The organism is Streptomyces sp. NPDC046821 (assembly GCF_040645335.1).
GTDB lineage: Bacteria > Actinomycetota > Actinomycetes > Streptomycetales > Streptomycetaceae > Streptomyces.
Genome location: NZ_JBEYYB010000010.1, coordinates 115,999 through 141,722, shown reverse-complemented (window position 1 = coordinate 141,722; position 25,724 = coordinate 115,999). Strand labels below are relative to the sequence as shown.

Annotated in this window: 23 protein-coding genes and 2 tRNA genes; 17 read left to right on the top strand and 8 right to left on the bottom strand. The window is 68.6% G+C overall.

Annotated elements, in window-relative coordinates; all coding sequences use genetic code 11:
• Positions 1 to 169 precede the first annotated feature (169 nt).
• The 4 genes from gyrB (at position 170) to ABZ893_RS21655 (ending at position 5,774) form a co-directional block, all read left to right on the top strand.
• Positions 170 to 2,272 (top strand): DNA topoisomerase (ATP-hydrolyzing) subunit B, encoded by a 2,103-nt coding sequence (gyrB, locus tag ABZ893_RS21670; RefSeq protein ID WP_361406150.1) that lies wholly within the window; start codon positions 170 to 172, stop codon positions 2,270 to 2,272.
• A 42-nt stretch (positions 2,273 to 2,314) separates the two neighbouring features.
• The gene (gene gyrA / locus ABZ893_RS21665; RefSeq protein WP_361406147.1) at positions 2,315 to 4,906 is read left to right on the top strand and encodes a DNA gyrase subunit A; all 2,592 of its coding nucleotides are present in this window, start codon (positions 2,315 to 2,317) and stop codon (positions 4,904 to 4,906) included.
• Between the two features lie 18 nt (positions 4,907 to 4,924).
• On the top strand, positions 4,925 to 5,596 hold the full coding sequence (locus ABZ893_RS21660) for a DUF3566 domain-containing protein (RefSeq protein ID WP_361406144.1): 672 nt from the start codon (positions 4,925 to 4,927) through the stop codon (positions 5,594 to 5,596).
• Positions 5,597 to 5,697: 101 nt separating this feature from the next.
• Positions 5,698 to 5,774 (top strand) — tRNA-Ile (locus ABZ893_RS21655).
• An 81-nt stretch (positions 5,775 to 5,855) separates the two neighbouring features.
• Here ABZ893_RS21655 and ABZ893_RS21650 read toward each other — a convergent pair.
• Positions 5,856 to 7,253: a glutamate decarboxylase gene (locus ABZ893_RS21650; RefSeq protein ID WP_361406141.1), complete on the bottom strand. Its 1,398-nt coding sequence runs from the start codon at positions 7,251 to 7,253 to the stop codon at positions 5,856 to 5,858.
• 198 nt (positions 7,254 to 7,451) lie between these two features.
• Here ABZ893_RS21650 and ABZ893_RS21645 point away from each other — a divergent pair, with 198 nt between their 5' ends.
• The gene (locus ABZ893_RS21645; RefSeq protein WP_361406138.1) at positions 7,452 to 8,294 is read left to right on the top strand and encodes a hypothetical protein; all 843 of its coding nucleotides are present in this window, start codon (positions 7,452 to 7,454) and stop codon (positions 8,292 to 8,294) included.
• Positions 8,291 to 8,857, top strand: coding sequence for a potassium channel family protein (locus tag ABZ893_RS21640; RefSeq protein WP_361406135.1), 567 nt, complete (start codon positions 8,291 to 8,293; stop codon positions 8,855 to 8,857). Before ABZ893_RS21645 ends, ABZ893_RS21640 begins: the two co-directional genes overlap by 4 nt.
• A 27-nt stretch (positions 8,858 to 8,884) precedes the next feature.
• Here the strand turns inward: ABZ893_RS21640 and ABZ893_RS21635 are convergent, their stop codons facing one another.
• Positions 8,885 to 10,018 (bottom strand): FUSC family protein, encoded by a 1,134-nt coding sequence (locus ABZ893_RS21635; protein WP_361406133.1) that lies wholly within the window; start codon positions 10,016 to 10,018, stop codon positions 8,885 to 8,887.
• 430 nt (positions 10,019 to 10,448) lie between these two features.
• A complete protein-coding gene (locus tag ABZ893_RS21630; protein ID WP_361406131.1) occupies positions 10,449 to 10,787 on the bottom strand; it encodes a DUF6344 domain-containing protein in 339 nt (112 codons plus the stop codon).
• Positions 10,788 to 11,101: 314 nt separating this feature from the next.
• Here ABZ893_RS21630 and ABZ893_RS21625 point away from each other — a divergent pair, with 314 nt between their 5' ends.
• Together ABZ893_RS21625 and ABZ893_RS21620 are read left to right on the top strand one after the other, a co-directional pair.
• Positions 11,102 to 11,230, top strand: a complete 129-nt coding sequence (locus ABZ893_RS21625) for a DLW-39 family protein (protein WP_003999697.1) — start codon at positions 11,102 to 11,104, stop codon at positions 11,228 to 11,230.
• A 364-nt stretch (positions 11,231 to 11,594) separates the two neighbouring features.
• Positions 11,595 to 13,082 (top strand): hypothetical protein, encoded by a 1,488-nt coding sequence (locus ABZ893_RS21620; RefSeq protein WP_361406129.1) that lies wholly within the window; start codon positions 11,595 to 11,597, stop codon positions 13,080 to 13,082.
• A gap of 23 nt (positions 13,083 to 13,105) precedes the next feature.
• Here ABZ893_RS21620 and ABZ893_RS21615 read toward each other — a convergent pair whose 3' ends face one another.
• Together ABZ893_RS21615 and ABZ893_RS21610 are read right to left on the bottom strand one after the other, a co-directional pair.
• A complete protein-coding gene (locus tag ABZ893_RS21615; protein ID WP_361406126.1) occupies positions 13,106 to 14,746 on the bottom strand; it encodes a protein kinase in 1,641 nt (546 codons plus the stop codon).
• 117 nt (positions 14,747 to 14,863) lie between these two features.
• Complete coding sequence (locus ABZ893_RS21610; protein ID WP_361406123.1) at positions 14,864 to 15,412, bottom strand: DNA-binding protein; 549 nt, start codon at positions 15,410 to 15,412, stop codon at positions 14,864 to 14,866.
• A 181-nt stretch (positions 15,413 to 15,593) separates the two neighbouring features.
• Between ABZ893_RS21610 and ABZ893_RS21605 the strand changes: the two genes are divergently transcribed.
• Positions 15,594 to 15,666, top strand: a tRNA-Ala gene (locus ABZ893_RS21605).
• 137 nt (positions 15,667 to 15,803) lie between these two features.
• Here ABZ893_RS21605 and ABZ893_RS21600 read toward each other — a convergent pair.
• A complete protein-coding gene (locus tag ABZ893_RS21600) occupies positions 15,804 to 16,511 on the bottom strand; it encodes a DUF5324 family protein (RefSeq protein WP_361406120.1) in 708 nt (235 codons plus the stop codon).
• A 317-nt stretch (positions 16,512 to 16,828) separates the two neighbouring features.
• Here ABZ893_RS21600 and ABZ893_RS21595 point away from each other — a divergent pair, with 317 nt between their 5' ends.
• Positions 16,829 to 17,356 (top strand): peptidylprolyl isomerase, encoded by a 528-nt coding sequence (locus tag ABZ893_RS21595; protein WP_361406117.1) that lies wholly within the window; start codon positions 16,829 to 16,831, stop codon positions 17,354 to 17,356.
• 78 nt (positions 17,357 to 17,434) lie between these two features.
• Positions 17,435 to 18,337, top strand: a complete 903-nt coding sequence (locus ABZ893_RS21590) for a rhomboid family intramembrane serine protease (protein WP_361406114.1) — start codon at positions 17,435 to 17,437, stop codon at positions 18,335 to 18,337.
• A 243-nt stretch (positions 18,338 to 18,580) separates the two neighbouring features.
• On the opposite strand, the gene crgA is transcribed toward ABZ893_RS21590, so the two are convergent.
• Positions 18,581 to 18,838, bottom strand: a complete 258-nt coding sequence (crgA, locus tag ABZ893_RS21585; RefSeq protein WP_361406112.1) for a cell division protein CrgA — start codon at positions 18,836 to 18,838, stop codon at positions 18,581 to 18,583.
• Between the two features lie 195 nt (positions 18,839 to 19,033).
• Between crgA and ABZ893_RS21580 the strand changes: the two genes are divergently transcribed.
• The 6 genes from ABZ893_RS21580 (at position 19,034) to ABZ893_RS21555 (ending at position 23,530) form a co-directional block, all read left to right on the top strand.
• Positions 19,034 to 19,759 carry a DUF881 domain-containing protein gene (locus tag ABZ893_RS21580; RefSeq protein WP_361406671.1) on the top strand — a complete coding sequence of 242 codons (726 nt, stop codon included), beginning with the start codon at positions 19,034 to 19,036 and terminating at the stop codon, positions 19,757 to 19,759.
• 15 nt (positions 19,760 to 19,774) lie between these two features.
• Positions 19,775 to 20,506 carry a class E sortase gene (locus tag ABZ893_RS21575; protein WP_361406109.1) on the top strand — a complete coding sequence of 244 codons (732 nt, stop codon included), beginning with the start codon at positions 19,775 to 19,777 and terminating at the stop codon, positions 20,504 to 20,506.
• Between the two features lie 31 nt (positions 20,507 to 20,537).
• Positions 20,538 to 20,696, top strand: a complete 159-nt coding sequence (locus ABZ893_RS21570) for a hypothetical protein (protein ID WP_361406106.1) — start codon at positions 20,538 to 20,540, stop codon at positions 20,694 to 20,696.
• Positions 20,696 to 21,346, top strand: a complete 651-nt coding sequence (locus ABZ893_RS21565; RefSeq protein ID WP_361406103.1) for an aminodeoxychorismate/anthranilate synthase component II — start codon at positions 20,696 to 20,698, stop codon at positions 21,344 to 21,346. Before ABZ893_RS21570 ends, ABZ893_RS21565 begins: the two co-directional genes overlap by 1 nt.
• Positions 21,343 to 22,641: a class E sortase gene (locus ABZ893_RS21560; RefSeq protein ID WP_361406100.1), complete on the top strand. Its 1,299-nt coding sequence runs from the start codon at positions 21,343 to 21,345 to the stop codon at positions 22,639 to 22,641. Before ABZ893_RS21565 ends, ABZ893_RS21560 begins: the two co-directional genes overlap by 4 nt.
• A gap of 148 nt (positions 22,642 to 22,789) precedes the next feature.
• Positions 22,790 to 23,530, top strand: a complete 741-nt coding sequence (locus ABZ893_RS21555) for a class E sortase (RefSeq protein WP_361406097.1) — start codon at positions 22,790 to 22,792, stop codon at positions 23,528 to 23,530.
• Positions 23,531 to 23,609: 79 nt separating this feature from the next.
• Here the strand turns inward: ABZ893_RS21555 and pknB are convergent, their stop codons facing one another.
• Positions 23,610 to 25,607, bottom strand: coding sequence for a Stk1 family PASTA domain-containing Ser/Thr kinase (gene pknB / locus ABZ893_RS21550; RefSeq protein WP_361406094.1), 1,998 nt, complete (start codon positions 25,605 to 25,607; stop codon positions 23,610 to 23,612).
• Positions 25,608 to 25,724: the final 117 nt, after the last annotated feature.

Here is a 25,724-nt window from a genome sequence, read left to right as displayed (position 1 = left end):
CAGGCCGGTTCAGGGCGGCACATGCGGACTCAGGTACCGGCAAACCCCCATCACTGTCAGCGCTACCGGTAGACTGGGAGTAATCCCGCCCCACTCGTGGGACGCACCGAGCAACGCTGACTATCGCTGAACGACGCAGCCGCTCCGGCCACCGCCGGGAGTACGGCTTGTGCTGTGCCAGAAAGGGCGCTTCGTGGCCGATTCCGGCAACCCCAACGAGAACATCCCGTCCACTGCCGCCGACGCCGCCGGCGAGACCCCCGCGGAGGCGCCCCAGTCCTCCGGCGAGGTCACCTCGTCGTACGACGCCAGCGCCATCACCGTCCTCGAGGGTCTGGACGCGGTCCGCAAGCGCCCCGGCATGTACATCGGCTCGACCGGTGAGCGTGGCCTGCACCACATGGTGCAGGAGGTCGTGGACAACTCCGTCGACGAGGCGCTGGCCGGCCACGCTGACACGATCGACGTGACGATCCTGGCCGACGGCGGCGTCCGCGTCATCGACAACGGCCGAGGCATCCCGGTCGGCATCATCCCCTCCGAGGGGAAGCCGGCCGTCGAGGTCGTGCTCACCGTCCTGCACGCGGGCGGCAAGTTCGGCGGCGGGGGTTACGCCGTCTCCGGCGGTCTGCACGGCGTCGGCGTCTCCGTCGTCAACGCCCTGTCCACGCGCGTCTCCGTCGAGATCAAGACGGACGGCCACCGCTGGACGCAGGACTACAAGATGGGCGTGCCGACCGAGGCTCTCGCCCAGCACGAGGCCACCGACGAGACCGGCACCTCGGTCACGTTCTGGGCCGACGGCGAGATCTTCGAGACCACCGAGTACTCCTTCGAGACGCTGTCGCGGCGCTTCCAGGAGATGGCCTTCCTCAACAAGGGCCTGACGATCAAGCTCACCGACGAGCGCGAGTCCGCCAAGGCCACGGCCGGCGCGGACGCCAAGGAGGCGGTCGACGACACCGCGTTCGAGGCCCGCACGGTGACGTACCACTACGAAGGCGGCATCGTCGACTTCGTGAAGTACCTCAACTCCCGCAAGGGCGAGGCGATCCACCCGACCGTCATCGACATCGAGGCCGAGGACAAGGACCGGCTCCTCTCCGTCGAGGTCGCGATGCAGTGGAACACGAGTTACAGCGAGGGCGTCTACTCCTTCGCGAACACGATCCACACGCACGAGGGCGGTACGCACGAAGAGGGCTTCCGCGCGGCGCTCACCGGCCTCATCAACCGGTACGCGCGCGACAAGAAGCTGCTGCGGGAGAAGGACGACAACCTCACGGGTGACGACATCCGCGAGGGTCTGACCGCGATCATCTCGGTCAAGCTCGGCGAGCCCCAGTTCGAGGGCCAGACCAAGACCAAGCTGGGCAACACCGAGGCGAAGACCTTCGTGCAGAAGGTCGTGCACGAGCACCTCACGGACTGGCTCGACCGCAATCCGAACGAGGCCTCGGACATCATCCGCAAGTCCATCCAGGCGGCCACCGCGCGCGTGGCGGCCCGCAAGGCCCGCGACCTGACCCGTCGCAAGGGCCTCCTGGAGACGGCTTCCCTGCCGGGCAAGCTCTCCGACTGCCAGTCGAACGACCCCACCAAGTGCGAGATCTTCATCGTCGAGGGTGACTCCGCCGGCGGCTCGGCCAAGTCCGGCCGCAACCCGCAGTACCAGGCCATCCTGCCGATCCGCGGCAAGATCCTGAACGTCGAGAAGGCGCGGATCGACAAGATCCTGCAGAACCAGGAGATCCAGGCGCTGATCTCCGCCTTCGGCACCGGAGTCCACGAGGACTTCGACATCGAGAAGCTCCGCTATCACAAGATCATCCTGATGGCGGACGCCGACGTCGACGGCCAGCACATCAACACCCTGCTGCTGACGTTCCTCTTCCGCTTCATGCGCCCGCTCGTCGAGGCCGGTCACGTCTTCCTGTCGCGCCCGCCGCTCTACAAGATCAAGTGGGGCCGGGACGACTTCGAGTACGCGTACTCGGACCGCGAGCGCGACGCCCTCATCGAGCTGGGCAAGCAGGCCGGCAAGCGCATCCGTGACGACTCGGTCCAGCGCTTCAAGGGTCTCGGCGAGATGAACGCCGAGGAGCTGCGCGTCACGACCATGGACCAGGAGCACCGCGTCCTCGGCCAGGTCACGCTCGACGACGCCGCCCAGGCCGACGACCTGTTCTCGGTCCTCATGGGTGAGGACGTCGAGGCACGCCGCTCGTTCATCCAGCGCAACGCCAAGGACGTCCGCTTCCTCGACATCTGAGTCGGTCTCAGCTGACCGCCGCAGAAAGGATCTTCACCAGCAATGGCCGACGAGAACACTCCGAGCACCCCTGAAGAGGGCGCCATCACGATGCGGATCGAGCCCGTCGGGCTCGAGACGGAGATGCAGCGCTCCTACCTCGACTACGCGATGTCCGTCATCGTGTCGCGCGCCCTGCCCGACGTCCGGGACGGCCTCAAGCCCGTCCACCGCCGCGTCCTGTACGCGATGTACGACGGCGGCTACCGGCCCGAGAAGGGCTTCTACAAGTGCGCCCGCGTCGTCGGCGACGTCATGGGCAACTACCACCCGCACGGCGACTCCTCGATCTACGACGCCCTGGTCCGCCTGGCCCAGCCGTGGTCGATGCGTATGCCGCTGGTGGACTCCAACGGAAACTTCGGCTCCCCGGGCAACGACCCCGCCGCCGCCATGCGCTACACCGAGTGCAAGATGGCGCCGCTGTCCATGGAGATGGTCCGTGACATCGACGAGGAGACCGTCGACTTCACGGACAACTACGACGGCCGCTCCCAGGAGCCGACCGTCCTGCCGGCCCGCTTCCCGAACCTGCTGATCAACGGCTCGGCCGGTATCGCGGTCGGCATGGCCACCAACATCCCGCCGCACAACCTGCGCGAGGTCGCGGCCGGCGCCCAGTGGTGCCTGGAGAACCCGGACGCCTCGCACGAGGAGCTCCTGGACGCGCTCATCGAGCGCATCAAGGGCCCCGACTTCCCGACCGGCGCCCTCGTCGTGGGCCGCAAGGGCATCGAGGAGGCGTACCGCACGGGCCGTGGCTCCATCACGATGCGCGCGGTCGTCGAGGTCGAGGAGATCCAGAACCGCCAGTGCCTGGTGGTCACCGAACTCCCGTACCAGGTCAACCCGGACAACCTCGCGCAGAAGATCGCCGACCTCGTGAAGGACGGCAAGGTCGGCGGCATCGCCGACGTCCGCGACGAGACGTCCTCGCGCACCGGCCAGCGCCTCGTCATCGTCCTGAAGCGCGACGCCGTCGCCAAGGTCGTCCTGAACAACCTCTACAAGCACACCGACCTGCAGACGAACTTCGGCGCCAACATGCTGGCGCTCGTCGACGGCGTGCCCCGCACCCTCTCCCTGGACGCCTTCATCCGCCACTGGGTGGGCCACCAGGTCGAGGTCATCGTCCGGCGGACGAAGTTCCGCCTGCGCAAGGCCGAGGAGCGCGCCCACATCCTGCGTGGCCTCCTCAAGGCCCTGGACGCCATCGACGAGGTCATCGCCCTCATCCGGCGCAGCGACACCGTCGAGATCGCGCGAGAGGGCCTCATGGGCCTCCTCCAGATCGACGAGATCCAGGCCAACGCCATCCTCGAGATGCAGCTGCGCCGCCTGGCTGCCCTGGAGCGCCAGAAGATCGTCGCCGAGCACGACGAACTCCAGGCGAAGATCAACGAGTACAACGCGATCCTCGCCTCGCCGGAGCTGCAGCGCCAGATCATCAGCCAGGAACTGGCGGCCATCGTTGACAAGTTCGGCGACGACCGGCGTTCCAAGCTGGTGCCCTTCGACGGTGACATGTCCATCGAGGACCTGATCGCCGAAGAGGACATCGTCGTCACCATCTCGCGCGGCGGCTACGTCAAGCGCACCAAGACGGTCGACTACCGCTCGCAGAAGCGCGGCGGCAAGGGCGTCCGCGGCACGAAGCTCAAGGAAGACGACATCGTCGACCACTTCTTCGTGTCGACGACGCACCACTGGCTGCTGTTCTTCACGAACAAGGGCCGCGTCTACCGCGCGAAGGCGTACGAACTCCCGGACGCCGGACGTGACGCCCGCGGCCAGCACGTCGCCAACCTGCTGGCCTTCCAGCCGGACGAGTCGATCGCCGAGATCCTCGCGATCCGCGACTACGAGGCGGCCCCCTACCTGGTGCTCGCCACCAAGGGCGGCCTCGTCAAGAAGACGTCCCTCAAGGACTACGACTCGCCCCGCTCGGGCGGCGTCATCGCGATCAACCTCCGGGAAACGGAGGACGGCGGGGACGACGAACTGATCGGCGCCGAGCTGGTCTCCGCCGAGGACGACCTGCTGCTCATCAGCAAGAAGGCGCAGTCCATCCGCTTCACGGCGACCGACGACGCGCTGCGCCCGATGGGCCGCGCGACGTCCGGTGTGAAGGGCATGAGTTTCCGCGAGGGTGACGAGCTGCTCTCGATGAATGTCGTCAGGCCGGGTACGTTCGTGTTCACCGCAACGGACGGCGGGTACGCGAAGCGGACCGCTGTCGACGAGTACCGCGTCCAGGGTCGCGGCGGCCTCGGCATCAAGGCCGCCAAGATCGTGGAGGACCGTGGTTCGCTGGTCGGAGCGCTGGTGACCGAGGAGACCGACGAGATCCTCGCCATCACGCTCTCGGGCGGTGTGATTCGTACGCGAGTCAACGAGGTCAGGGAAACGGGCCGTGACACCATGGGCGTCCAACTGATCAACCTGGGCAAGCGCGATGCCGTGGTCGGTATCGCCCGTAACGCCGAGGCCGGTCGTGAGGCGGAGGAGGTCGACGGTGACGACGCCGCCGACGAGTCCGCTCAGGCCGAGGCGGCTGTCGGAACGGACGAGGGCGCGGAGTCCTCGGCCGAGTAGCGCGAGGAGAGAGCCATCGTGAGCGGAGCCACGGGCGCCGGACCGACCGGCACGGAAACGGAAGGCGGCCGTGGCCCCGCCATCGACTCGAACGACTCGCAGGAGTCTCATGGATCCCAGGGGGGAACTGTGACGGACACCAGAGGTCCGCAGACGCAGGCGCAGCAGTACGCCGGCGACACGGGCAGCGGTCCGCTGCCCGGTGAGAGACCGCAACCCCAGCAGGCCTCTCAGCCGTACCACCCGCCGCAGGCCTACCAGGCGGCCCCGCCCGGTGGCGCGGTCCGCAAGCCGCGCACAGGGGCGAGCACGACGCCTCGTACGCGCAAGGCGCGCCTCAGGGTCGCCAAGGCCGATCCGTGGTCGGTGATGAAGGTCAGCTTCCTGCTGTCCATCGCGCTGGGCATCTGCACGATCGTCGCGGCCGCGGTGCTGTGGATGGTCATGGACGCCATGGGCGTCTTCTCGACCGTGGGCGGCACGCTGTCCGAGGCCACCGGCTCGAACCAGTCCAACGGCTTCGACCTTCAGTCGTTCCTGTCGCTGCCGCACGTCCTGATGTTCACGTCGATCATCGCGGTCATCGACGTCGTCCTCGCGACGGCGCTGGCCACGCTCGGCGCGTTCATCTACAACCTCTCCGCGGGCTTCGTGGGCGGCGTCGAGCTGACCCTCGCCGAGGACGAGTAACGGCCCTCGGAGATGCCTCCCGGCTATCGATTTTGGGACTGGCCCGGGAGTGCGCTAATCTTCAGAGGTCAGCGCGCGGGACACACACCGCAAAGCGCGGCGGGGCTATAGCTCAGTTGGTTAGAGCGCATCCCTGATAAGGATGAGGCCACAGGTTCAAATCCTGTTAGCCCCACCAGTACGAAGGCCCCCAACCGATTCGGTTGGGGGCCTTCGGCGTACATGGGTGACTGTGGGCCTTTGGCCAGGCGGGCCTTGATCAGTGGTGGAAGCCCACGCGGGCCGCGTCGTGTGGCTTTCCCTTGTCGAGACGCGCGATCGCCCGGCGCATGTCCTCGGCGAGCAGTTCGATTTCGTCCCGGTCGACGCCGTGCCGTACGAGCACGCGCTGGATCACGGTCTCCTGGCGGTCCGGCGGGAGCGGGTAGGACGGGACCTGCCAGCCCCGCATACGGAGTTGGTCGGACAGGTCGTACAGGCTCCAGCCGACCGAGCTCGGGTCGGTCAGGGTCCAGGAGACCGCGGGCAGTGCCCCGGCGCCGTCGTACAGCAGCGTGAAGGGGCCCATGTCGGCCACCTGCTGAGCCAAGTGCTGCGCCGTGTCGGCGCACGCCTGGTAGACGAGCCGGTATCCCTCGTGGCCCAGGCGTAGAAACATGAAGTACTGGCAGACCACTTGCCCGCCGGGACGGGAGAAGTTCAGGGCGAGGGTGGGCATGTCGCCGCCGAGGTAGTCGACATGGAAGACCAGACCCTCCGGCAGGGCCGCATGGTCCCGCCACAGCGCCCAGCCCACGCCGAGCGGCGCCATGCCGTACTTGTGGCCCGACGCGTTGATCGACGCGACCCGGGGCAGGCGGAAGTCCCACTTCAGGTCGGGGTGGAGGAAGGGCGCGATGAACCCGCCCGACGCCGCGTCGACGTGCACGGGGACGTCGACACCGGTCTCCGCCTGGATGCGGTCGAGTTCGGCCGCGATCTCCGCCACGGGCTCGTACGTGCAGGTGTACGTCACGCCCAGGATCGCCACGACGCCGATGGTGTTCTCGTCCACGTACTCGCGCAGTTGATGCGGCTCCAGGCCGGTCGCGCCGGGCTCCACGGGGACCTGGCGCAGCTCGACGTCGAAGTAGCGGGCGAACTTCTCCCAGCAGACCTGTACAGGGCCGCACACGAGGTTCGGCCGGTCGGTGGGCTTGCCCTCGGCTCGCCGGCGGTCGCGCCAGCGCCACTTCAGGGCGAGTCCGGCGAGCATGGCGGCCTCGCTGGAGCCCGTGGTCGAGGTTCCGACGGCGGGCTCTTCGACGTTGGCGCCGACGGGCGCGTGCCACAGCTTGCCGATGATGTTGACGCACCGGGCCTCGATCTCCGCGGTCTGCGGGTACTCGTCCTTGTCGACGATGTTCTTGTCGAGACACATGTCCATCAGGCGCCGGACCTCGTCGTCGCTCCAGGTGGTGCAGAACGTCGCCAGGTTCTGGGCCGCGTTGCCGTCGAGCAGCAGTTCGTTGCGCAGCAGCTGGTAGACGATGTCCGCCGACGTCGGCAGCTCCGGCATCGCCCGCTTGGACAGCGGCTGCTCGCTCAGCGGTGACGTGAAGATGTCGGCGGAAGCGGCCAGGCCAGTGGCCGCGTCCTGGGCATTGTGGAGAGCCACCGGTGGCTCCTCTCGCTTCGTTCGCTTCGTCGCTCCCTGTTCTTGGAGGCTATGAGCGGGGGCGGGGGGCCGACAGCGGGCGAGGTCCGGGCGGGTGGCTCGATCAGGGCAGGGGGGGGTGGCCGCTCACCGGCCCGGACGGGCCCACGCAGCGTTTCGCTCGCCGGACGGCCCCGGCGGGCGCTCTAGTCTCGGCCCGTGGGACCACCCGAGCAGCGCGCCGAGGGCGCGGGACCGTTCACCACCCGGCTCACCTGGCACCCTCCCGGCGGCGGCACAGCGGTGTGGGAGTCACGCCTCGCGCGCCGGCGCGGCCTCATCGCCGTCCGCGAGCCCGGGGCACCCGCCAGCCGGCACACCAGTGCGGACGAGGTCGCGCTCAGCCGCCTGCGCAGGCTCAACGTCATCGCCGCGACCGCCTTCGTCATCGGCGGAGCCCTCTTCGCGGCCGGCGCGGGCGTCGCACAGCTCGGCTCCGGCGACGCCACCACAAGCGCCTCGATCTACTTCGCCGGCGGCCTCTTCTTCAACACCGGCGGCTACGTGTCCCTGCTCCAGGTCGTCAACGCCCCCCGGCACGTCCCGGGCGGCGAGGGCCGCCTGATCACCCAGCCCTGGCGCTGGTGGAGCTACGAGCCGACGCGGGTGGACTGGCTGAGTACGTTCGTCCTGTTCGCCGGCACTCTCGTGTTCGCCGTCGACCTGCTGGACTCGTTCCTCCAGGGCCTCAGCGTCAAGCAGGTCAACCGGCTGATCTGGGCCCCGGACGTGATCGGCTGCGCGCTGTTCCTGGTCTCCGGCCATCTCGCGTTCGTCGAGATCTGCCACGGCAGGTTCTGCTTCCGCCGCCGCAGTCTGGGCTGGTGGATCGTCGCCGTGAACCAGTTCGGCTCCGCCCTCTTCATGGTCTCGGCGCTCGCCGCCTTCACCCGCCCCGCCACCGGAAGCCCGCTCAACGCCGACATCGCCGACTGGGCCACCTTCGTCGGTGCCCTGTGCTTCTCCGCCGGCGGGATCCTTCAGCTCGGGGAGCACCCATGAGCGTCGATGACACTCTTCAGTACGCGAATCTGGAGCCGAGGCGGCGCCGGCGGCTGGTCCTGTGGGCGGTGCTGAAAGCGTCGGTCACCCCCGTGGTCCTGCTGGTCCTGTACTACGTGCTGCCCCTCGACCAAGCTGTGGGCTCGGCGGAGGCCATCTGGTTCCTGGTCGGCTTCCTGGCTTTCGCGGCCGTCGTCTGGTGGCAGGCGTACTCGATCACCCACCACCCGCACCCGCGCCTGCGCGCGATTCAGGCGCTCACCACCACCGTGCCGGTGTTCCTGCTGGTGTTTGCCGGAACCTATTTCCTGCTGGACGCCGCTGCGCATGACTCGTTCAGTGAATCGCTGAACCGTACGGACTCGCTGTACTTCACGGTGACGGTATTCACCACTGTGGGATTCGGCGACATCACTCCGAAGACCGAGACCGCCCGCGTTCTGGTCATGTTCCAGATGCTCGGCGGCCTGGTGTTGGTGGGGCTGGTGGCCAAGCTGTTCCTCGGCGCGGTGCAGATCGGTATCCAACGGCGGTCATCGGGGACGCCTCCGAAGAAGCAATGAGACCGGTGGGGGGGGGCTTGTGGTGGCTCAGGCCGGTCGTGGTGTCTTGGCGGTGAGTTTCGAGAGCAGGCCCGCCAGGAGCATGACGACCAGGCCGATCCCCACGCCGCACAGGGTCCACAGCACCCGGTAGCCCTCGGCCGAATAGTCGGAGGGCTTGGGAATGTCCAGGAGGATGAGCACGCCCGCGGCGACGGCCGCGGTGTAGAAGGTGTAATTCCAGAAGCGCACCGCCGCCGCGTGCATGAACAGGACGAGCGCGACCGCTTCGAGCCCGCGCAGCACCGCGAACAGTTTGAGTCCGGTCTCGTTCACGGGTACCAACAGCAGCAGCATCGCCACACCGGCGCCGATCAACGCGCCGGTGAGCCGCTGTGCGCTGACGAGGGTGGCCTGCCCCAGGTTCGGCTTCATCGCGATGATGGTCGCGATCGGGAGCCAGTAGCCGTGCGACAGGTTCAGCCCGTAGGCGAGCGCGAAGGTGCCGGCGATGGCCAGGGCACGGATCAACGCGAAGAAGATCAGCGGCGGGGTCAGTTTCTGCCGCGAGGTGTCACCCGGAAGCTCCGAGAAGGGCTGGGAAAGGTCGCCGCGCCCGCTGATCAGCCACCACGCGAAGGAGACGAGGAGCCACAGCGCGGCCCCTCCGGTCCAGGCCGACACCTGAGCCCAGATGTGGCTGGTGATGTGGCTCGCCCCGTGCAGGCCCGACTCCAGCGCGATGGCGACGATGAACCAGATGTTGAGCAGCAGGGCGTTGACGAACCTGCGGGCCCCGAATACGGCTGCCAGCCCGGCCACCAGCGTGACGAGGAAGGAGGCGAGCACGAGCCGGCCCCAGTCGTACGCCCCGATCGCGAAGGCCACCGCGGTCACGCCGGCACCGATCGCCCCGAAGACCGCGATGTCGAGCGCGCGGTGCCCGTAGCTGCCCCCCGGATCGGACAGGGCCACGAACAGCACACCGAAGAGCGCGCTGAGCAGGTACTGCTCGTACCCGATCGCCCAGAAGACGAAGAGCGGCACCATCGCGACGTCCAGGAACGCCACCGCCCGCGGCCAGTTCAGGCCTGCGGGGTTCTGCTCGAACAGTTTCGCCAGCCAGCCGATGACCCTCCGCCCGTGGACGGGCCGTGCTGCTTGATCGCTCTCGCCGGCCATGGCCGCCCTCCCTCTCACTTACGTGCCAGGTATGCCGTTTCGGTGGCGAATTCTCCGATTCGCTGATCTTCGGCATGAGGCGACCCGCCGTAGACCCGTCGAGGGGAGGCTCAGGCGCCGCCGTCTGGCCGACGCCGGTTGCTCTGGCCGGGTCGGGGCACGCCGAGAAGACCCTCAGCCTGTGAGCGGCCGGGGTCGTGAGGGGGCGTGGAGCGTGAAGTTCTGGGGTGCGTGGCTGGGCTGTGCCTGCCAGTGAGTACGGGGAGTCGCTGACAGTAAGTACTGACGGTGGTGCCTGCCGGCGGTACCTGACGGTCTTCCTCGCCGGCTCTTCTTGCGGAGGGACTGGTCCTGCCTGTGTCGCTGTCGCTGCCTGTGTCGCAGTCGCTGCTCGTGTCGCTGCCTGTGTCGCTGTCGCTCGCTGTCGTCGTCAGCTCTGGGCATGGAGCGCGTTGATCCCTGCTGCTGTCTCGCCGAAGTCGTGCCCGGAGAGCGTGTCGGCTGTCGGGCGGTGGCGGCAGCTGGGAGAGGAGCCGTGGGCCTCGGCGCGGATGCGCTGCTTCATCGTGGGCGGCAGGGACCGTTCGAGGGCCCAGGGTGCCTGGACGGTGGTGGCGGCGGGGGTGGTCACCGCCGCGTTGAGGACGCCCTCGGTCTGCTGTACGGGCGTGGCCGCGGTGGCCGGGGAGGTGAGACCCATCGCGGCGAGCACCGCGAGGAAGGCGGTGATGATGACGGTCCACAGTTTGACGACCTTGTTGGCGGCCATGACCCCTCACTTTCAGGTTGGGCGATTTGCGTACTTTCCTCATGATGTGTATGTGGACTCGGAAGTGCGGGACCGACGCCCGTGGCGCGTTGATCTTCAGATGAACACCACCCGGATGGCCTCAAGTGCCCCGTGAGGCGATGAATCACGCTGAATGTCACATTCTGCGAAGAGTGATCGCAGCACTGTGATCGCGCGGATTGGGCGGCGGGGTGCGGGAGTTGGGCCCGGGTGCAGGTAACTGATCGGTCTCGATCGGTGTGTATAGTCGGGCGCCAGAGGTCCCCTACGTCAAAGAAAGACGAGGTAGCGCAGTGAAGAAGCTTCTCCTGGTCGCACTGGCCGCCATCGGCGGGCTCCTCGTGTACCGCCAGATCCAGGCGGATCGCGCCGAGCAGGATCTGTGGACGGAGGCGACTGACTCCGTGCCCACGGGTTCGTGAGTATCGACGACAGTCTCTTCAAAGCCCCGATCGCGTTTGTGGTCGGGGCTTTGTGCTGCCCGGGGGTTTTCGGGCCATGTCAGGGCGGGCGTCCCGGGTGGCGTCCGGCCGGTGTCAGGGCGGCGTCCCGGGTCGTGTCCGGCCGGTGTCAGGGTGGCGCCCCGGGCGGTCTCCGGGCGGTCTCGGGGCAGGGTTAGGGCGGCGTGTGGGGTGAGCCCGGGGTGCTGTCGGGGCACGCCCCCGAATGTTTGCTCACGTAAATCATTCGCTTGCTTCCGTGAATGCCTGAGGGACGTGTGGGGCGGGAGCGGCAGGATGGTCGTCCGAGGGCGGGACGACTGCGGGGGCTACGAGGAGGCGCGTGATGGGTCGGCGCGTGGGGCGGCGGCGCCTGGGGCCGGGGCGGGGACTGGGGCTGGGCGGGCACATACGGCCGGGGGCGGCGCTCGCGGCGGCGATGTGCGCGGTGGTCGTGCCGGTCGTGATGCCGGGGCTGACGGAGTTCGCGGCGGCAGCCCCCGCTCCCTACGTCTTCGCGAAGGGTGCGAAGACTGTTCAGGGGGCGCTGACCAGTGCCGATGCGACCGAGCTGAAGTCCGGTGAGGTCTATCGCAGTTCGGTCGAGGCCGGGGTCAGGGGTGCCGGCCTCGCCACCGGGGCGCGCGCGAAGCGGTCGGCCGGCACGCGCTACTACCGCGTCGACCTCGACGGATCCTCTGACGCGTACGTCTCGGCCGTGGCGGTTCCGAAGGCCGGCGCCGACGTGAAGGTGGCCTTCGACGACAGCATTTCCGTGGCCCTCCAGGACGCGCAGGGCAACCGCTGTGACGCGGAGACCTCGGCGTTCCGGTCGGCCGAGTACCCGAGGCCGCTCGCCGCCACCGCGCAGCGGCTCGTACGGTCGGGCGGCGGGCGTTGCCAGGACGCGGGCACGTACTACGTGGTCGTCGAGCGCAGGACGGCGGCGGACTCCACGCGGGAGAACTGGGACCTTGAGCTGAGTGTCGCGTCGGAGCCCGCACTCAAGGCGCCGCCGCCTGCCACGGCGGGGCCCGGTGTCTGGCCGACGGCGTCGCCCCGGCTGCCCGACGGCATCCCTGCCGAGCGCCGTGGTGGCACGGGCTTCAACGATGCGCAGAGCCTTCGCCAAGGCGTGTGGAACGACCGGATCCGCCCAGGTCAGACGCTCTTCTACCGGGTCCCGCTGGACTGGGGGCAACAGCTCTTCACCGACGTCGAACTGGGCAGTTCCGCCGGTGAACCAGGCAATTCCGCCGGTGATTCGACGCGTACGGGCTTCGTCCCGAACGCGCTGAGCGTCGCGCTGTACAACCCGGCCCGCACGCCGGTGACCTCGAAGGACGCCTCGTACGCGGGGAAGCCCTCGACGGCGGCTCTGGACTCACTGCCTCCGGTCGCCTACGAGAACCGCTATCTGTCGCGCGCGGACGAGGCGGGTGTGCGGTTCGCCGGCTGGTACTACCTGAAGGTCTCCCTCACGCCGGAGATGAAGGGGACGTTCGGGAACACCGAGTCTGCGCTGACGCTCCGTCTGACGGTGCGTGGGGATGCGGAGTCGGCGCCTTCCTATGTGCGTGATCCGGGGGCGTTCCAGGTCACGAACGCGGACCGGGCTGCTGCGGAGAGCGGGTTCGGGCCGACCGCCGGTGGGGGGTCGGCAGGGGACGGCGCCCAGGGTGAGGCGGGGCAGTCGGCCGAGGCGCAGGGCGGGGTCGGGCGGGCACACCGCATGACGGTCATCGGCATCGCCGGGATCGGCACGGGGTCCGTACTGGTGCTGGGGCTCGGGGTGTGGACGTACGTCGCTCGCCGCCGGGCGCCCGCTGGTTGACAGAGGCCGGCCTGGCCCGTGGGTCACGCCTGGGTGAGTGCCCAGATGCCCACGGCGAAGCTGATCAGAGCGACGAAAAGCACCGGGATCGCCACCTGAGGGGGTGGTCCCGGCCGTCGTTTCCGCACGCGCCGGTGGGGGCGGGGGTGTGCTTCCGGCCGAGCGGAAACGGGGTGGCCGCTGACGGGAACCTGATCGCTCCGGCCGGTGTACGTAGAGATAGAGAGCGGCGCGGGCGGCGGCTGCGGGACAGTCGGCGCGGGCGAAGCGGCGTACGGATTCTGGGGGGAGGGCTCGTGGGGGTGCGGGCGCGTGGGTGCTGGGGTGTGTGGTGGTTCCTGTGGAGCTGGGGGGTGGAGCTGGGCCGCGTGCTCGGGGGCGGTCTGACCTGGTGCGGGGGTGAGAGGAGCCGTGGGGAGTGTGGGCGGCTGAGCGGGAGGCGGTGGCGGAAGGTGGAAACTGCCGGTGTCCGACATCCTCGTCGTCGCCGTGCCGGTCGACTCCGTGCTGGTCGTCGCAGCGCTGTTCGTGGCCGTGCCGGTTTCCGCCGTGCTGGTCTTCGACATGCGGATGTCCGCGGTGTCGGTCCCCCCGGAGTCCGGTTCTTCCGTACGGCGATCAGCGGCGCCGGACTCCGCGGAGCGGACATCGGGTACGGCCGGCGCATAGGTCGGCGGTCCGGGCACCAGTGCGGGGGATGCCGGGCGGACCGGGGATATCGGAGACCCGGTGGACGTCGGAGATATGGGAGGCGCCAGTCCGACGCCGACCTGCCGGGACGTCGTGGTCGGGCCGTTCGGGGTGAAGCCCGGGGGGAGCGCGCCGAGTTGGTCGAGAACCTCGACGAGCACATCGTCCGGACCGGGCTCGGGGAGCAGCTCCGACGCCGCCAGGAGGGCCTTGCGCGCGCCTGTCGCGCTGCGGAAGCGGGCTTCGGGGTCCGGCTGCAGGAGACCGGCCACGACCGTCCACAGCGGGCCCGGAACGCCCCGTGGAGCGCCGGGAGTTCCATAGTCGGTGAAGTGCTCGATGAGCGCCCGGGAATCAGGCCTGGCGCCCTGCAGCAGATACAGCGCCACGAGGCCTACGGCGAACAGGTCCGCCGGGAAGTCGGGCTCACCGCCCATGGCCTGCTCCGGGGCGAAGTAGCCGGGCGTGCCCACCACATAGTCGGAAACGGTGAGGCGGGGCTCTCCCTTGCGCATCGCGATGCCGAAGTCCGACAGGCGCAGATGAGGCCGGGCGGTGCCGGTCGCCTCCAGAAGGATGTTGGCGGGCTTGATGTCGCGGTGCACGACCCCCTCCGCGTGCACCGCGGTGAGCCCTGAGAGGAGCTGATCCAGAAGCAGACACACGAAGGACGGAGGCAGCGGCCCGTAGTCCCCGATCAGATGGGCCAGTGAGCCGCCGGCGACCAGATCCATGGTGAACAGGACCTTGTCGTCGTCCGCCGCCCAGCTGGCCGGGGCCAGGACATGGGGGTGGTCGATCCGCAGGGCCTGCTCGCGCACGAAGCGGAGCAGCGTGTGCGCGTCGCTCTGCAGCAGGACCTTGGCCGCCACATACCTGCGGCGCCGGTGGTCCCAGGCGCGCCACACGGCTCCGGCTCCCCCGCGACCGATCGGGTCGGCCAGTTCGTAGCGTCCGGCGAAGACCTCACCCATCGTGCTGCGTCGCTCCCCCCTCGGCCGTCACGACGCGTCCGGCCTCTCGGATCGTCCCGTAGCCCAGGGCCGGCCGCGAACAGGCGGCCGGCCCGATGCCACTGACTGCGGCCGGAATCAGTTCTGGTGAGCCTGGTAATGCGTGACGGCGTCGGAGGTGCGTCCGGCGCCGTAGACCCGGAGGAACTCTGCCAGTTCGGGGTGGCTCGGGGCGAGGGTGTCCGCCGCATCGATGATGTCCCCCGCAGCGGAGACCGAGCGCAGCAGCGACTGGATCTCGCGGACCACGCGCTTGACCGTGGGCGCGCCCGAACTGGTCGTCGCCTGCGTGGCGTTGGTGAGAACGGAGCCCCCCTGAGACTTCTTGATCTCGTCCATCCGGTCGGTGGCCTCGGCGGCGCTGACGCTTCCGTCCGCGACCTGCCCCGCCAGGTCCTGAAGCTGCTGGACACGCTGCACGACAGCAGGGTTGCCGATCTTTGCGCGCTGACCACTCATCAGCTGGGACAGCATGGGCGCCGACAGACCGAGAACCCCCGCGAGCCGGGCCTGATTGAGACCCAGATCATCGATCAGACGACGGAAGAGCGCCCCCAGTGGCTCTCCGTACCAGTTTCGCTGGAGCTCTCTGGCTCTTGCGGTCGCTTCCTGCTGTGCGGCGTCCATGTGCGTCTCCCCATCGCTTCCCCAATACGGCGGTTCGCTGCCGCGAACCACGTGGGGCATCTTACGGAGAGTGGTCGTGGACCGGGACCCCCAATCCTTTTGCGGGATCCGGGGGGTGACCCGGTACTCTGGTCTACGTCGCGCACCGGATCGCACTTCTTCCGGTTGGCGCGTCATTTTCGGGGCCTTAGCTCAGTTGGTAGAGCGCTGTCTTTGCATGGCAGATGTCAGGAGTTCGACTCTCCTAGGCTCCACAACCCAAAAGACCCCTCCACCTGCGGGAACGCAGGTGGAGGGGTCTTCTTTGTGTGCTGGTTCTCGGGGCCGGCCTCCGGGCCGATTCTCGGGGCCGGTTTCACGTGAAACCGGCGTTGTGAATGGCCGGCGGCGCTCAGCCGCGGTCGTTGCCGTCGGAGGCGTCCGCTTCGGCCTCGGCCTGCTTGGCCTGTACCTCGGGGTCGAGGGAGCTCTGCCCGTTGTCGTCCACCGAGGACAGCGGCTTGGAGTCGGGGACCTCCGTCGCGGCCGGCGGTTCCACCAGCCAGTCCGGGTTGGCCTGCTTGTCCCACCACTTCCAGGCGGCGAAGACGCCACCGGCGAGGATGCCGGCCACGAGAAAGCCCTTGGCGACCCGTCCGCACCGCGCCCGCCGCTCGTGCTTGCGTACGAGCTTCTGGATCTCCTTCGGCGATACCTGTCCGCGCAGGGCGGCGAGCGCGGCGGTGCTGCGGGCCGTCGCCTCCTCGGCGACGGGCTGGGCGGCGGCCACGGCCTGCTCGATGCGAGGCCGGGCGTAGGCCGAGGCCTTCCGGGCGGCCTTCCGCGTGCGGACGGCGGCCTCCTGCGCGGCCTGGTCGACCTTCGGCGGTACATGCGTACGCGCCAGTTCGAGATGCGGTGCGAGGTAGGTGTCGTACTGGTCGCGGGTCTGCTGTGCGGCCTGCGACACGACGGGCGCGAGCCGTACGCGCGCTTCGTGCGCGTACAGCGTGGCCCGGTCTTTGGCCGTCTCGGCGTAGGGCGCCACCACTTCCGCGGCGTGCAGCACGCTTTCCTTCGCCGATCCGGTCGCGGCGCGCACGCTGTCGATGCGGGTCACGGGATCCTCCTCCTCGGTGGCGTACAGGTTTTCACCTTTCCACCCTTTTTCGGATCATGCCTGCCGGACGGGGCCGTGCGGCAGGCGAGGGCTGGCAACCGGGGTAGGAGAGCCGCCTTCGGGCGTACCGCGGTACTCCGGGCAAGAGCTGATCAAAACGGTGCATAGGGGGGCTTGCGGTCGACAATGCCACGGATACCCGGGGGAGGCGCCTCCTCGGTGGCGACTCGCCAGGATTCGCCCGGTCGCCGCCGCGAGACTGCCCGGCCGGGGCGTGCGAGGATCGGTCCGTCACAGAAGGCAACGGAAGGCAGATCGTGGCTGAGCAGCTGTACGCCACCCTGAAGACCAACCAAGGCGACATCGAGATCCGGCTGCTGCCGAACCACGCGCCCAAGACCGTCAAGAACTTCGTCGAGCTCGCCAAGGGCGAGCGGGAGTGGACCAACCCGGAGACGGGCGAGAAGTCCACGGACAAGCTCTACGACGGCACGGTCTTCCACCGGGTGATCAGCGGTTTCATGATTCAGGGCGGTGACCCGCTGGGCAACGGCACGGGCGGTCCCGGCTACCAGTTCGGGGACGAGTTCCACCCCGACCTCGCCTTCGACAAGCCGTACCTGCTGGCCATGGCCAACGCAGGCCCGGGGACGAACGGCTCCCAGTTCTTCATCACGGTGTCGCCGACGGCCTGGCTGACCCGTAAGCACACGATCTTCGGTGAGGTCGTCGACGAGGCCAGCCGGAAGGTCGTGGACGCCATCGCGCTCACGCAGACCAACCCGCGTACGGACCGTCCGGTCAGGGACGTGGTCATCGAGTCGGTCGTCGTCGAGACCCGCTGACGGGAACAAAACCGCCCCGCTCATCCGTAAGGATGGGCGGGGCGGTGTGTTGACCGAGCCGAGATCTAGGGGATTCCGATGGAAAAGGTGCCAGGGAGTCCGCAGGGCCCACAGGGTCCGCAGGACGCCCAGAGTCTGCCCGTCTGTTACCGGCACCCCGACCGTGAGACCGGTATCCGCTGCGCCCGCTGCGAGCGGCCCATCTGCCCGGAATGCATGGTCAGCGCCTCGGTCGGCTTCCAGTGCCCCGACTGTGTGCGGGGAGATTCCGGTACGGGTCACCGGCCCGCGGCCGCCACCCCGCGGACCATCGCGGGCGGCAGTCTGACGTCCGACCCCCGGCTGGTCACGAAGATCCTCATCGGCCTCAACATCGCCGTTTTCCTGGTGCAGCTGTCGGTCGGTGACCGTTTCACCGACCGGTTCGACCTGATCGGGCGCGCCTACGTGCCGCTGCTCGGCGGGATCGAGGGAGTCGCCGAGGGGCAGTGGTACCGGCTCCTGACGTCGATGTTCCTGCACGGCAGCTATATCCACATCGGCTTCAACATGCTCAGCCTGTGGTGGATCGGCGCCCCGCTCGAAGCGGCGCTCGGCCGCGCCCGTTACCTCACGCTCTACTTCGTCTCGGGTCTCGCGGGCAGCGCGCTCACGTATCTCATCGCCGCGCAGAACCAGCCCTCGCTCGGTGCCTCGGGCGCCATCTTCGGGCTGTTCGGCGCCATGGCCGTGCTGATGCGGCGCCTCAACTACGACATGCGCCCGGTCATCGCCTTGCTGGTGATCAACCTGATCTTCACCTTCTCCGGGAACATCGCGTGGCAGGCCCACCTCGGCGGTCTCGTCGCCGGTGTGGTCGTCGGATACGCCATGGTCCACGCGCCCCGGCAGCGCCGCTCCCTGGTGCAGTACGGCACCAGCGCCGTGGTCCTCGCCGTGGTCGTCGTCACTGTGCTTGTGAGGACGTCCCAGCTCACTTGAGCCCGTTCTGTGGCCGATGTTGTCCACAGCGCGTGCCGGATCTTGTGCACCGTGTGCGGAACAAGCGTGCCCCTTGTCACTGACCTGGGTTTTCCCAGTCAGGACAAGGGGCGAACATGCGGGCGAGCTGCGATGAGTCAGTCACACCGGCGTCAACACCCAGTGGGTTATCCACAGATCTTCCGACCTTTTCCCCACTGTGGAAACAGCTGTGGATAACTCAGTGGATAACTGAGGGCAGAGCTACTTCCACTGTGTGGAGACGCCGAACCCGGCGGCGATGAAGCCGAAGCCCACGACGATGTTCCAGTTGCCCAGCGCGTTCACCGGCATGGTGCCGTTGGAGACGTAGAAGACGACGATCCAGGCGAGCCCGATCAGGAACAGCGCGAGCATGACCGGCGCGACCCAGCCGCGGTTGGTCAGCTTGATGTTCGCCGCCTGCTTCGACGCCGGCGGCGGCGTGTAGTCGGCCTTCTTGCGGATACGTGACTTCGGCACGAGGGTCTCTCCTGTCGATGCGCTGCGTGGCCGCGCAGAGAACGTGGGCTGGCTCTGGGCAGCGTACAAGGGGAAACTCGGCGCTCCCCCGGGCGTCCGTTAGCGTAGTGCTTCCGCGGCGCCGAAGGAGATAAGGGTACGTTGAGCAATTCAGCCGACTCCCGGGAAGAGGCCCCCGGCGGGGGCCGCCCGCGCATACGCCTGCGACCTGTGCGCCTGCTGACCGTCGCCGTCTTCGCCCTGGCCGGGCTGATCTTCTTCACCAGCTTCAACACGGCCAAGGGCACCAACATCCGTACGGACACCTCGCTGCTGAAGCTCTCCGACCTCATCCAGGAGCGCAGCCACAAGAACGGCCAGCTCGAGGAGACGAACAGCGCGATCCGCGACCAGGTCGAGTCCCTCGCCGAGCGCCGCGGCACCGACAAGGCCGCCGACGCCAAGCTGACCGCCCTGGAGAAGGCGTCCGGCACGCTGAAGGTGAGCGGCGACGCCGTCTCGGTCACCCTCATGGACGCCCCGCCGAACGCCGGCCCCAAGCTCCCCGGCTACCCCGAGCCCCAGCCCAACGACCTGGTCATCCACCAGCAGGACCTCCAGGCCGTCGTCAACGCGCTCTGGAGCGGCGGCGCGCAGGGCATCAAGGTCATGGACCAGCGGCTCATCTCCACGAGTGCCGTGCGCTGCGTCGGCAACACCCTGATCCTCCAGGGCCGCGTCTACTCACCCCCGTACAAGATCACCGCGGTCGGGGACCCCGAGAAGCTGAAGAAGGCCCTCGCCGTCTCGCCGCAGATCCAGAACTACATGCTCTACGTCAACGCCTACGGCCTCGGCTGGAAAGTCGAGGACGACGGGGCGGTGACTCTTCCCGCTTACTCGGGCACAGTGGATCTCCACTACGCGAAGCCTGTGGAGTAGCCGCCGGGGGAGTCTGTGTCGGTACGAGTGGTCGTCAGGACGTTGAGCGAACTGTGCATCACCATCGGCGCCCTCATGGTGCTGTTGGTCGTGTACATCCTGTTCTGGACCGGCGTGAAGGCCGACAGCGTCATGAACAACCAGATCGACAGCCTCCAGAACCAGTGGTCCAAGGGCTCGGTGGCGGCCGCACAGTCCGGGGGGACGACGCCCACAGACGACGGCAAGTCGGGCACCGGCGAGGCGGACAGCGGCGTCGCACCCCCTCCCCCTTACAAGGACGGCAAGCCCTTCGCCGTCATGTACATCCCGCGGCTTGGTTTCACGTGGAACAAGCCCGTGCTCCAGGGCACCGGCGTGGACATCCTCCAGAAGGGCCTCGGCCACTACGCGGGCACCGCGCAGCTCGGCCAGGAAGGCAACTTCGCCGTCGCCGGCCACCGCCGCACCTACGGCGACCCGTTCAAGGACTTCCCCGAGCTGCGCCCCGGCGACGCGGTCGTCCTCACCGACGGCACGACCTGGTTCACGTACCGCATCGACACCAAGCCGTTCAAGACGCTGCCCACCGATGTCGGTGTCATCGACCCCGTGCCGCGCGAGTCCGGATACAAGGAGCCGGGCCGCTACCTCACCCTGACGACCTGTGAGCCGGAGTGGGGCCACAGCCACCGGCTCATCGTGTGGGCACATCTTGACGCCACCCAGCCCGCGGAGGCCGGGAAACCGGAGGCCCTGCGCCGTTAGTCTGTTGCCGTACCTCGACGGAAGGGACGGCATGTACGGCTGGATCTGGCGGCATCTGCCGGGCAACACGTGGATCAGGGCACTGATCTCGCTCCTGCTCGTCTTCGTAGTGGTCTATGTGCTCTTCCAGTACGTCTTCCCGTGGGCCGAGCCTCTGCTGCCCTTCAACGATGTGACGGTGAACAACTAGTGGGCGAGCGCAATCCCACCCGCATTCTCGTGGTCGACAACTACGACAGCTTCGTCTTCAACATCGTCCAGTACCTCTACCAGCTCGGCGCCGAGTGCGAGGTCCTGCGCAACGACGAGGTGGAGACCCGGCACGCCCAGGACGGCTTCGCCGGCGTCCTCCTGTCCCCCGGGCCCGGCGCCCCCGAACAGGCCGGCGTCTGCATCGACATGGTGCGCCACTGCGCCGCGACCGGCGTGCCCGTGCTCGGCGTCTGCCTCGGCCACCAGTCGATCCAGGTCGCCTACGGCGGGGTCGTGGACCGCGCGCCCGAACTCCTGCACGGCAAGACGTCCCTGGTCCGGCACGAGGGCAAGGGCGTCTTCGCGGGTCTGCCGAGCCCGTTCACCGCGACCCGCTACCACTCGCTCGCCGCCGAACCGGAGACCGTCCCCGACGAGCTCGAGGTCACGGCGCGCACCGACGACGGCATCATCATGGGCCTGCGCCACCGCGAACTGCCCGTCGAGGGCGTGCAGTTCCACCCCGAGTCCGTCCTCACCGAGCACGGCCATCTGATGCTGGCCAACTGGCTGGCAGAGTGCGGTGACAAGACAGCGGTGGCGCGATCGGCCGGGCTCGCCCCGGTCGTGGGCAGGGCCTCGGCGTGACCGCCCTGCGCCCCGAGCGCGAGGGAGCCTCGTACGAGCAGGATCCGTACGAGGCTGCCAACGCGTTCGAGGCGGCCGTTCAGGGGCTCGACGATCCGCTGAACGACCCGTTGCCGGGGGCTGCGGCTGTGCCCTCCGGGGGGCAGGCGGGGCAGCATCCCTCGCCGTGGTTCCGCGCCGCCGACGTGGCGCACCATGAGCCCGAACCCCAGCCCCGGACCGAGCCCGAGCCTCAGCCCGACGCTCGACCCCAGGCCCAGCCCCCGATCTACGCCGAAGCCCCGCCGTCCTACACGGAGCCGGCCCCGCAGATCGTCGCCGACGACGAGACCGTAGCCCTGCGGACGGCGGACACCCGGCGAATAGCGCAGGGATACACGGCGGCGGACCCCGAGCCCGCAGCCCCCGACCGCCGGGACGAACCCGTAGCGATCGGTGGCCGGGCCGCGCGCCGGAAGGCTGCCAAGCAGGGCGGCCGGCACTCGGCTGCGGCCGTGCAGACGGCAAGGTCGGCCAAGCCCGGTGACCCCGCCGCCGCGTCCGGTGACTCAACCACGTCCGGTGACCCCGACGCCCGCCCCCTCAGCCGCGTAGAAGCACGCCGTGCCGCACGCGCACTGAAGCCCAGTACCGGTGAGGTCGCCAGCCGCGCGATCGGCGAGGTGTTCATCACCATCGGCGTACTGATGCTGCTCTTCGTCACGTACCAGCTGTGGTGGTCGAACATACGGGCTCACGACGAGGCGGGCAGCGCGGCGCATCACCTTCAGGACGACTGGGCGAACGGCAAGCGCAAGCCGGACAAGTTCGCGCCGGGCCAGGGGTTCGCGATCCTGCGCATCCCGAAGCTGGACGTCGTCGTGCCGATCGCCGAGGGCATCAGCAAGACGAACGTCCTGGACCGCGGCATGGTCGGCCACTACGGCAAGGACAGCATCGACACACCGATGCCGGACGCCAGGACCGGCAACTTCGGCATCGCCGGGCACCGCAACACGCACGGCGAGCCGTTCCGCTACATCAACCGGCTCCAGCCGGGTGATCCGATCGTCGTCGAGACGCAGGACACGTACTACGTGTACAAGATGACGAGCATCCTTCCGCAGACCCCGCCGAGCAACACGTCCGTCCTCGATCCGGTGCCGCCCGGCTCCGGGTTCACTGCTCCGGGCCGGTACATCACGCTGACCACGTGCACGCCGGAATTCACCAGCACGTATCGAATGATCGTCTGGGGCAAGATGGTCGAGGAACGGCCGCGCAGCAAGGGGAAGCCGGACGCGCTCGTGCGCTAGCCGGGGCGGCGGCGGGACACACAGCGGCCGGAGCAGCGGCCGCAGATACAGCAGCCGCAGACCGCAGACCGCAGACCGCAGACCGCAGACCGCAGACCGCAGGCACAGGCACAGGCACAGGCACAAGAACAGGGACGGGGCACGAGCAGTGGCAGCGACGACCGACCAGGACGAGGGGGCCGCGCGGACCGACGAGGCCCCGCCCGCGCGACGACGACGAGGACGTGGCCGTATCGCCGCCGCCGTCAGTCTCTTCGGCGAGCTCCTCATCACGGCCGGCCTGGTGCTCGGCCTGTTCGTCGCCTACTCGCTGTGGTGGACGAACGTGCTCGCGGACCGCGCGGCGGACAAGCAGAGCGACCAGGTCCGCCACCAGTGGACCGACCCGGGTCCGGGCGCGCTGGACACCAAGGGCGGCATCGGCTTCCTGCACGTACCGGCGATGAAGAACGGCGAGGTGCTCGTCGAGAAGGGCACCTCGACGAGCGTGCTCAACGACGGTGTCGCCGGCTACTACACGGACCCGGTGAAGTCCGCGCTCCCGTCGGCGAAGACGGGCAACTTCGCGCTCGCCGCCCACCGGGACGGGCACGGCGCCAAGTTCCACAACATCGACAAGATCGAGAAGGGCGACCCGATCGTCTTCGAGACGAAGGACAACTGGTACGTCTACAAGGTGTACGAGATCCTTCCCGAGACCTCGAAGTACAACGTGAAGGTCCTCGGCGCGATCCCCGAGGAGTCGGGCGTCACGAAGGCCGGCCGCTACATCACGCTCACGACGTGCACCCCCGTCTACACGTCCACGTACCGCTACATCGTGTGGGGCGAGCTGGAGCGCGTCGACAAGGTCGACAGCAAGCGGACGCCGCCGCCGGAGCTGCGCTGACCCGCACACTCTCGTAAGCCCATGAAAGAGCCCCGGCACCGCAAGCGCGGTGCCGGGGCTCTTTCCTGACAGCTTCGTCCTACTGGCCGGTGATCCCGCCGAAGATCCCGCCGCCGTTCCCGTTCCCGTTGCCGTTCCCGTTGCCGGGCGGCACGGTGAAGAGGGTGACGGTGTCGCCCTTGTTCACGGGGGAGTTCGGGGCGGGCTGGCTGCTCACGATCGTCGCGTTCTCGTCGTTCGACGCGCCGGGCGCGAGCGCCACGACGAGGCCCATGTCCGACAGCTGCTTCTGGACGTCCTTGAGCTTCTTGCCGCCGATGTCACCGGGGATCGTGATCTGCTCCGGCGCCTTGGCGATCTTCAGCGTGACCGTGGATCCCGGATCGGCCGACGATCCTGCGGCGAGGCTCTGCGAGAAGACCTTGCCGGCCTCGGCCGAGCCGTTCGCCTCCTCGGTGCACACGGCCTTCAGGTTGCTCGCCTCGAGCTGCGTCGTGGCCTCGTCGCACGTCTTGTTGGAGACGTCCGGCACGGTGGCCAGCGTCTTCTCCTTGGCGACGGTAAGGGTGATCGTGCTGCCCTTCTCGACCTTGGTGCCGTTCTGCGGGTCCTGGCTGATGACGACGTTCGGGGTCTGGCTCGACTCCTTCGTCTCCTTCGTGACCTGGAAACCCTTGTCGGTGAGCTGCGTCTCGGCCTCGCTGTAGTCCAGGCCGCGCATGTCGGGCACGGTGACCTTCGGCGCGCCCGTCGACACGGTCAGCGTGACGGTGTCGCCCTTCTTGACGTCGGACCCGGCGGCCGGGTTCTGCGTACAGACCTGGCCCTTGGGGTACTTGTCGCAGGGCTCGCTCTTGGAGGCGTCGATCTTGAGATCGCGGTTCGACGCGGCGAGCTTGGCGTCGGGGACCGTCTTGCCGACGAAGTTCGGCGCCGGGAACGGATCGTTGCTCCCGCTGCCCCCGCTCATGATGAACTTGCCGATCAGGATCGCGCCGACCAGGACGAGGATGCCCGCGACGACCAGCAGGATCGTCGACGTGCGGTTCTTGCCCTGGTTCGAGCGGCGCCGGTCGGGGCGCTCGTCGTAGCCGTAGCCGCCGTCGTCCGGGTTCACCGGAGGCAGCATCGACGTCGCGGCACCGCCGCCGCCCTGCGGGCGCAGCATCGCGGTCTGCTGGTCGTCCGGGTGGCCGGCGTAGCCGACGGCGCCGAGCGCCGCGGTCGCCGCGACGGGCTGCCCGTCCAGGCAGGCCTCGATGTCGGCCCGCATCTCGTCGGCGGACTGGTAGCGGTAGTCCGGGTCCTTGGTGAGCGCCTTCAGGACGATCGCGTCCATCTCGGGCGTGATCTCGCCGTCGAACACGCTCGGCGGCTGAGGCTCCTCCCGCACGTGCTGGTACGCGACAGCGACCGGCGAGTCGCCCACGAAGGGCGGCCGCACGGTCAGCAGCTCGAAGAGGAGACAGCCCGTCGAATACAGGTCGGAGCGGGCGTCGACCTGCTCGCCCTTGGCCTGCTCCGGGGAGAGGTACTGGGCGGTGCCGATCACGGCGGACGTCTGCGTCATGGTCATGCCGGAGTCACCCATGGCGCGGGCGATGCCGAAGTCCATCACCTTGACCTGACCGGTCCGCGTCAGCATGACGTTGGCCGGCTTGATGTCACGGTGGACGATGCCCGCGCGGTGCGAGTACTCGAGCGCCTGGAGGATGCCGATGGTCATCTCCATGGAGCGCTCGGGCAGCAGCTTGCGCCCGGAGTGCAGCAGCTCACGCAGCGTGGACCCGTCGACGTACTCCATCACGATGTACGGGATGGAGGTCCCGTCGATGTAGTCCTCACCGGTGTCGTACACGGCGACGATCGCGGGATGGTTGAGCGAGGCGGCCGACTGGGCCTCCCGGCGGAACCGGGCCTGGAACGACGGATCACGCGCGAGGTCCGCGCGCAGCGTCTTCACCGCCACGGTGCGTCCGAGCCGGGTGTCATGGGCGAGATAGACCTCCGCCATGCCACCACGGCCGAGCACCTGGCCCAGCTCGTACCGGCCGCCGAGGCGACGCGGCTCTTCCATGGTTACCTACCAGCCCTCTCCGTCGGTCCCGGCCGGCACCCGTGCGGGGTCGGACGGTGTGCTGTCCGGGCACACGGTACCCGGCATGTTCTGCCCCACCTGCCCCAGACCGTCACC

What these genes read in the sequence shown, in the direction of transcription:
- pknB (WP_361406094.1), bottom strand. Translation starts at nt 25,607, where the DNA reads ATGGAAGAGCCGCGTCGCCTCGGCGGCCGGTACGAGCTGGGCCAGGTG.
- ABZ893_RS21630 (WP_361406131.1), bottom strand. Translation starts at nt 10,787, where the DNA reads ATGGCCGCCAACAAGGTCGTCAAACTGTGGACCGTCATCATCACCGCC.
- gyrA (WP_361406147.1), top strand. Translation starts at nt 2,315, where the DNA reads ATGGCCGACGAGAACACTCCGAGCACCCCTGAAGAGGGCGCCATCACG.
- ABZ893_RS21590 (WP_361406114.1), top strand. Translation starts at nt 17,435, where the DNA reads ATGGAAAAGGTGCCAGGGAGTCCGCAGGGCCCACAGGGTCCGCAGGAC.
- ABZ893_RS21615 (WP_361406126.1), bottom strand. Translation starts at nt 14,746, where the DNA reads ATGGGTGAGGTCTTCGCCGGACGCTACGAACTGGCCGACCCGATCGGT.
- ABZ893_RS21640 (WP_361406135.1), top strand. Translation starts at nt 8,291, where the DNA reads ATGAGCGTCGATGACACTCTTCAGTACGCGAATCTGGAGCCGAGGCGG.
- ABZ893_RS21620 (WP_361406129.1), top strand. Translation starts at nt 11,595, where the DNA reads ATGGGTCGGCGCGTGGGGCGGCGGCGCCTGGGGCCGGGGCGGGGACTG.
- ABZ893_RS21635 (WP_361406133.1), bottom strand. Translation starts at nt 10,018, where the DNA reads ATGGCCGGCGAGAGCGATCAAGCAGCACGGCCCGTCCACGGGCGGAGG.
- ABZ893_RS21610 (WP_361406123.1), bottom strand. Translation starts at nt 15,412, where the DNA reads ATGGACGCCGCACAGCAGGAAGCGACCGCAAGAGCCAGAGAGCTCCAG.
- ABZ893_RS21570 (WP_361406106.1), top strand. Translation starts at nt 20,538, where the DNA reads ATGTACGGCTGGATCTGGCGGCATCTGCCGGGCAACACGTGGATCAGG.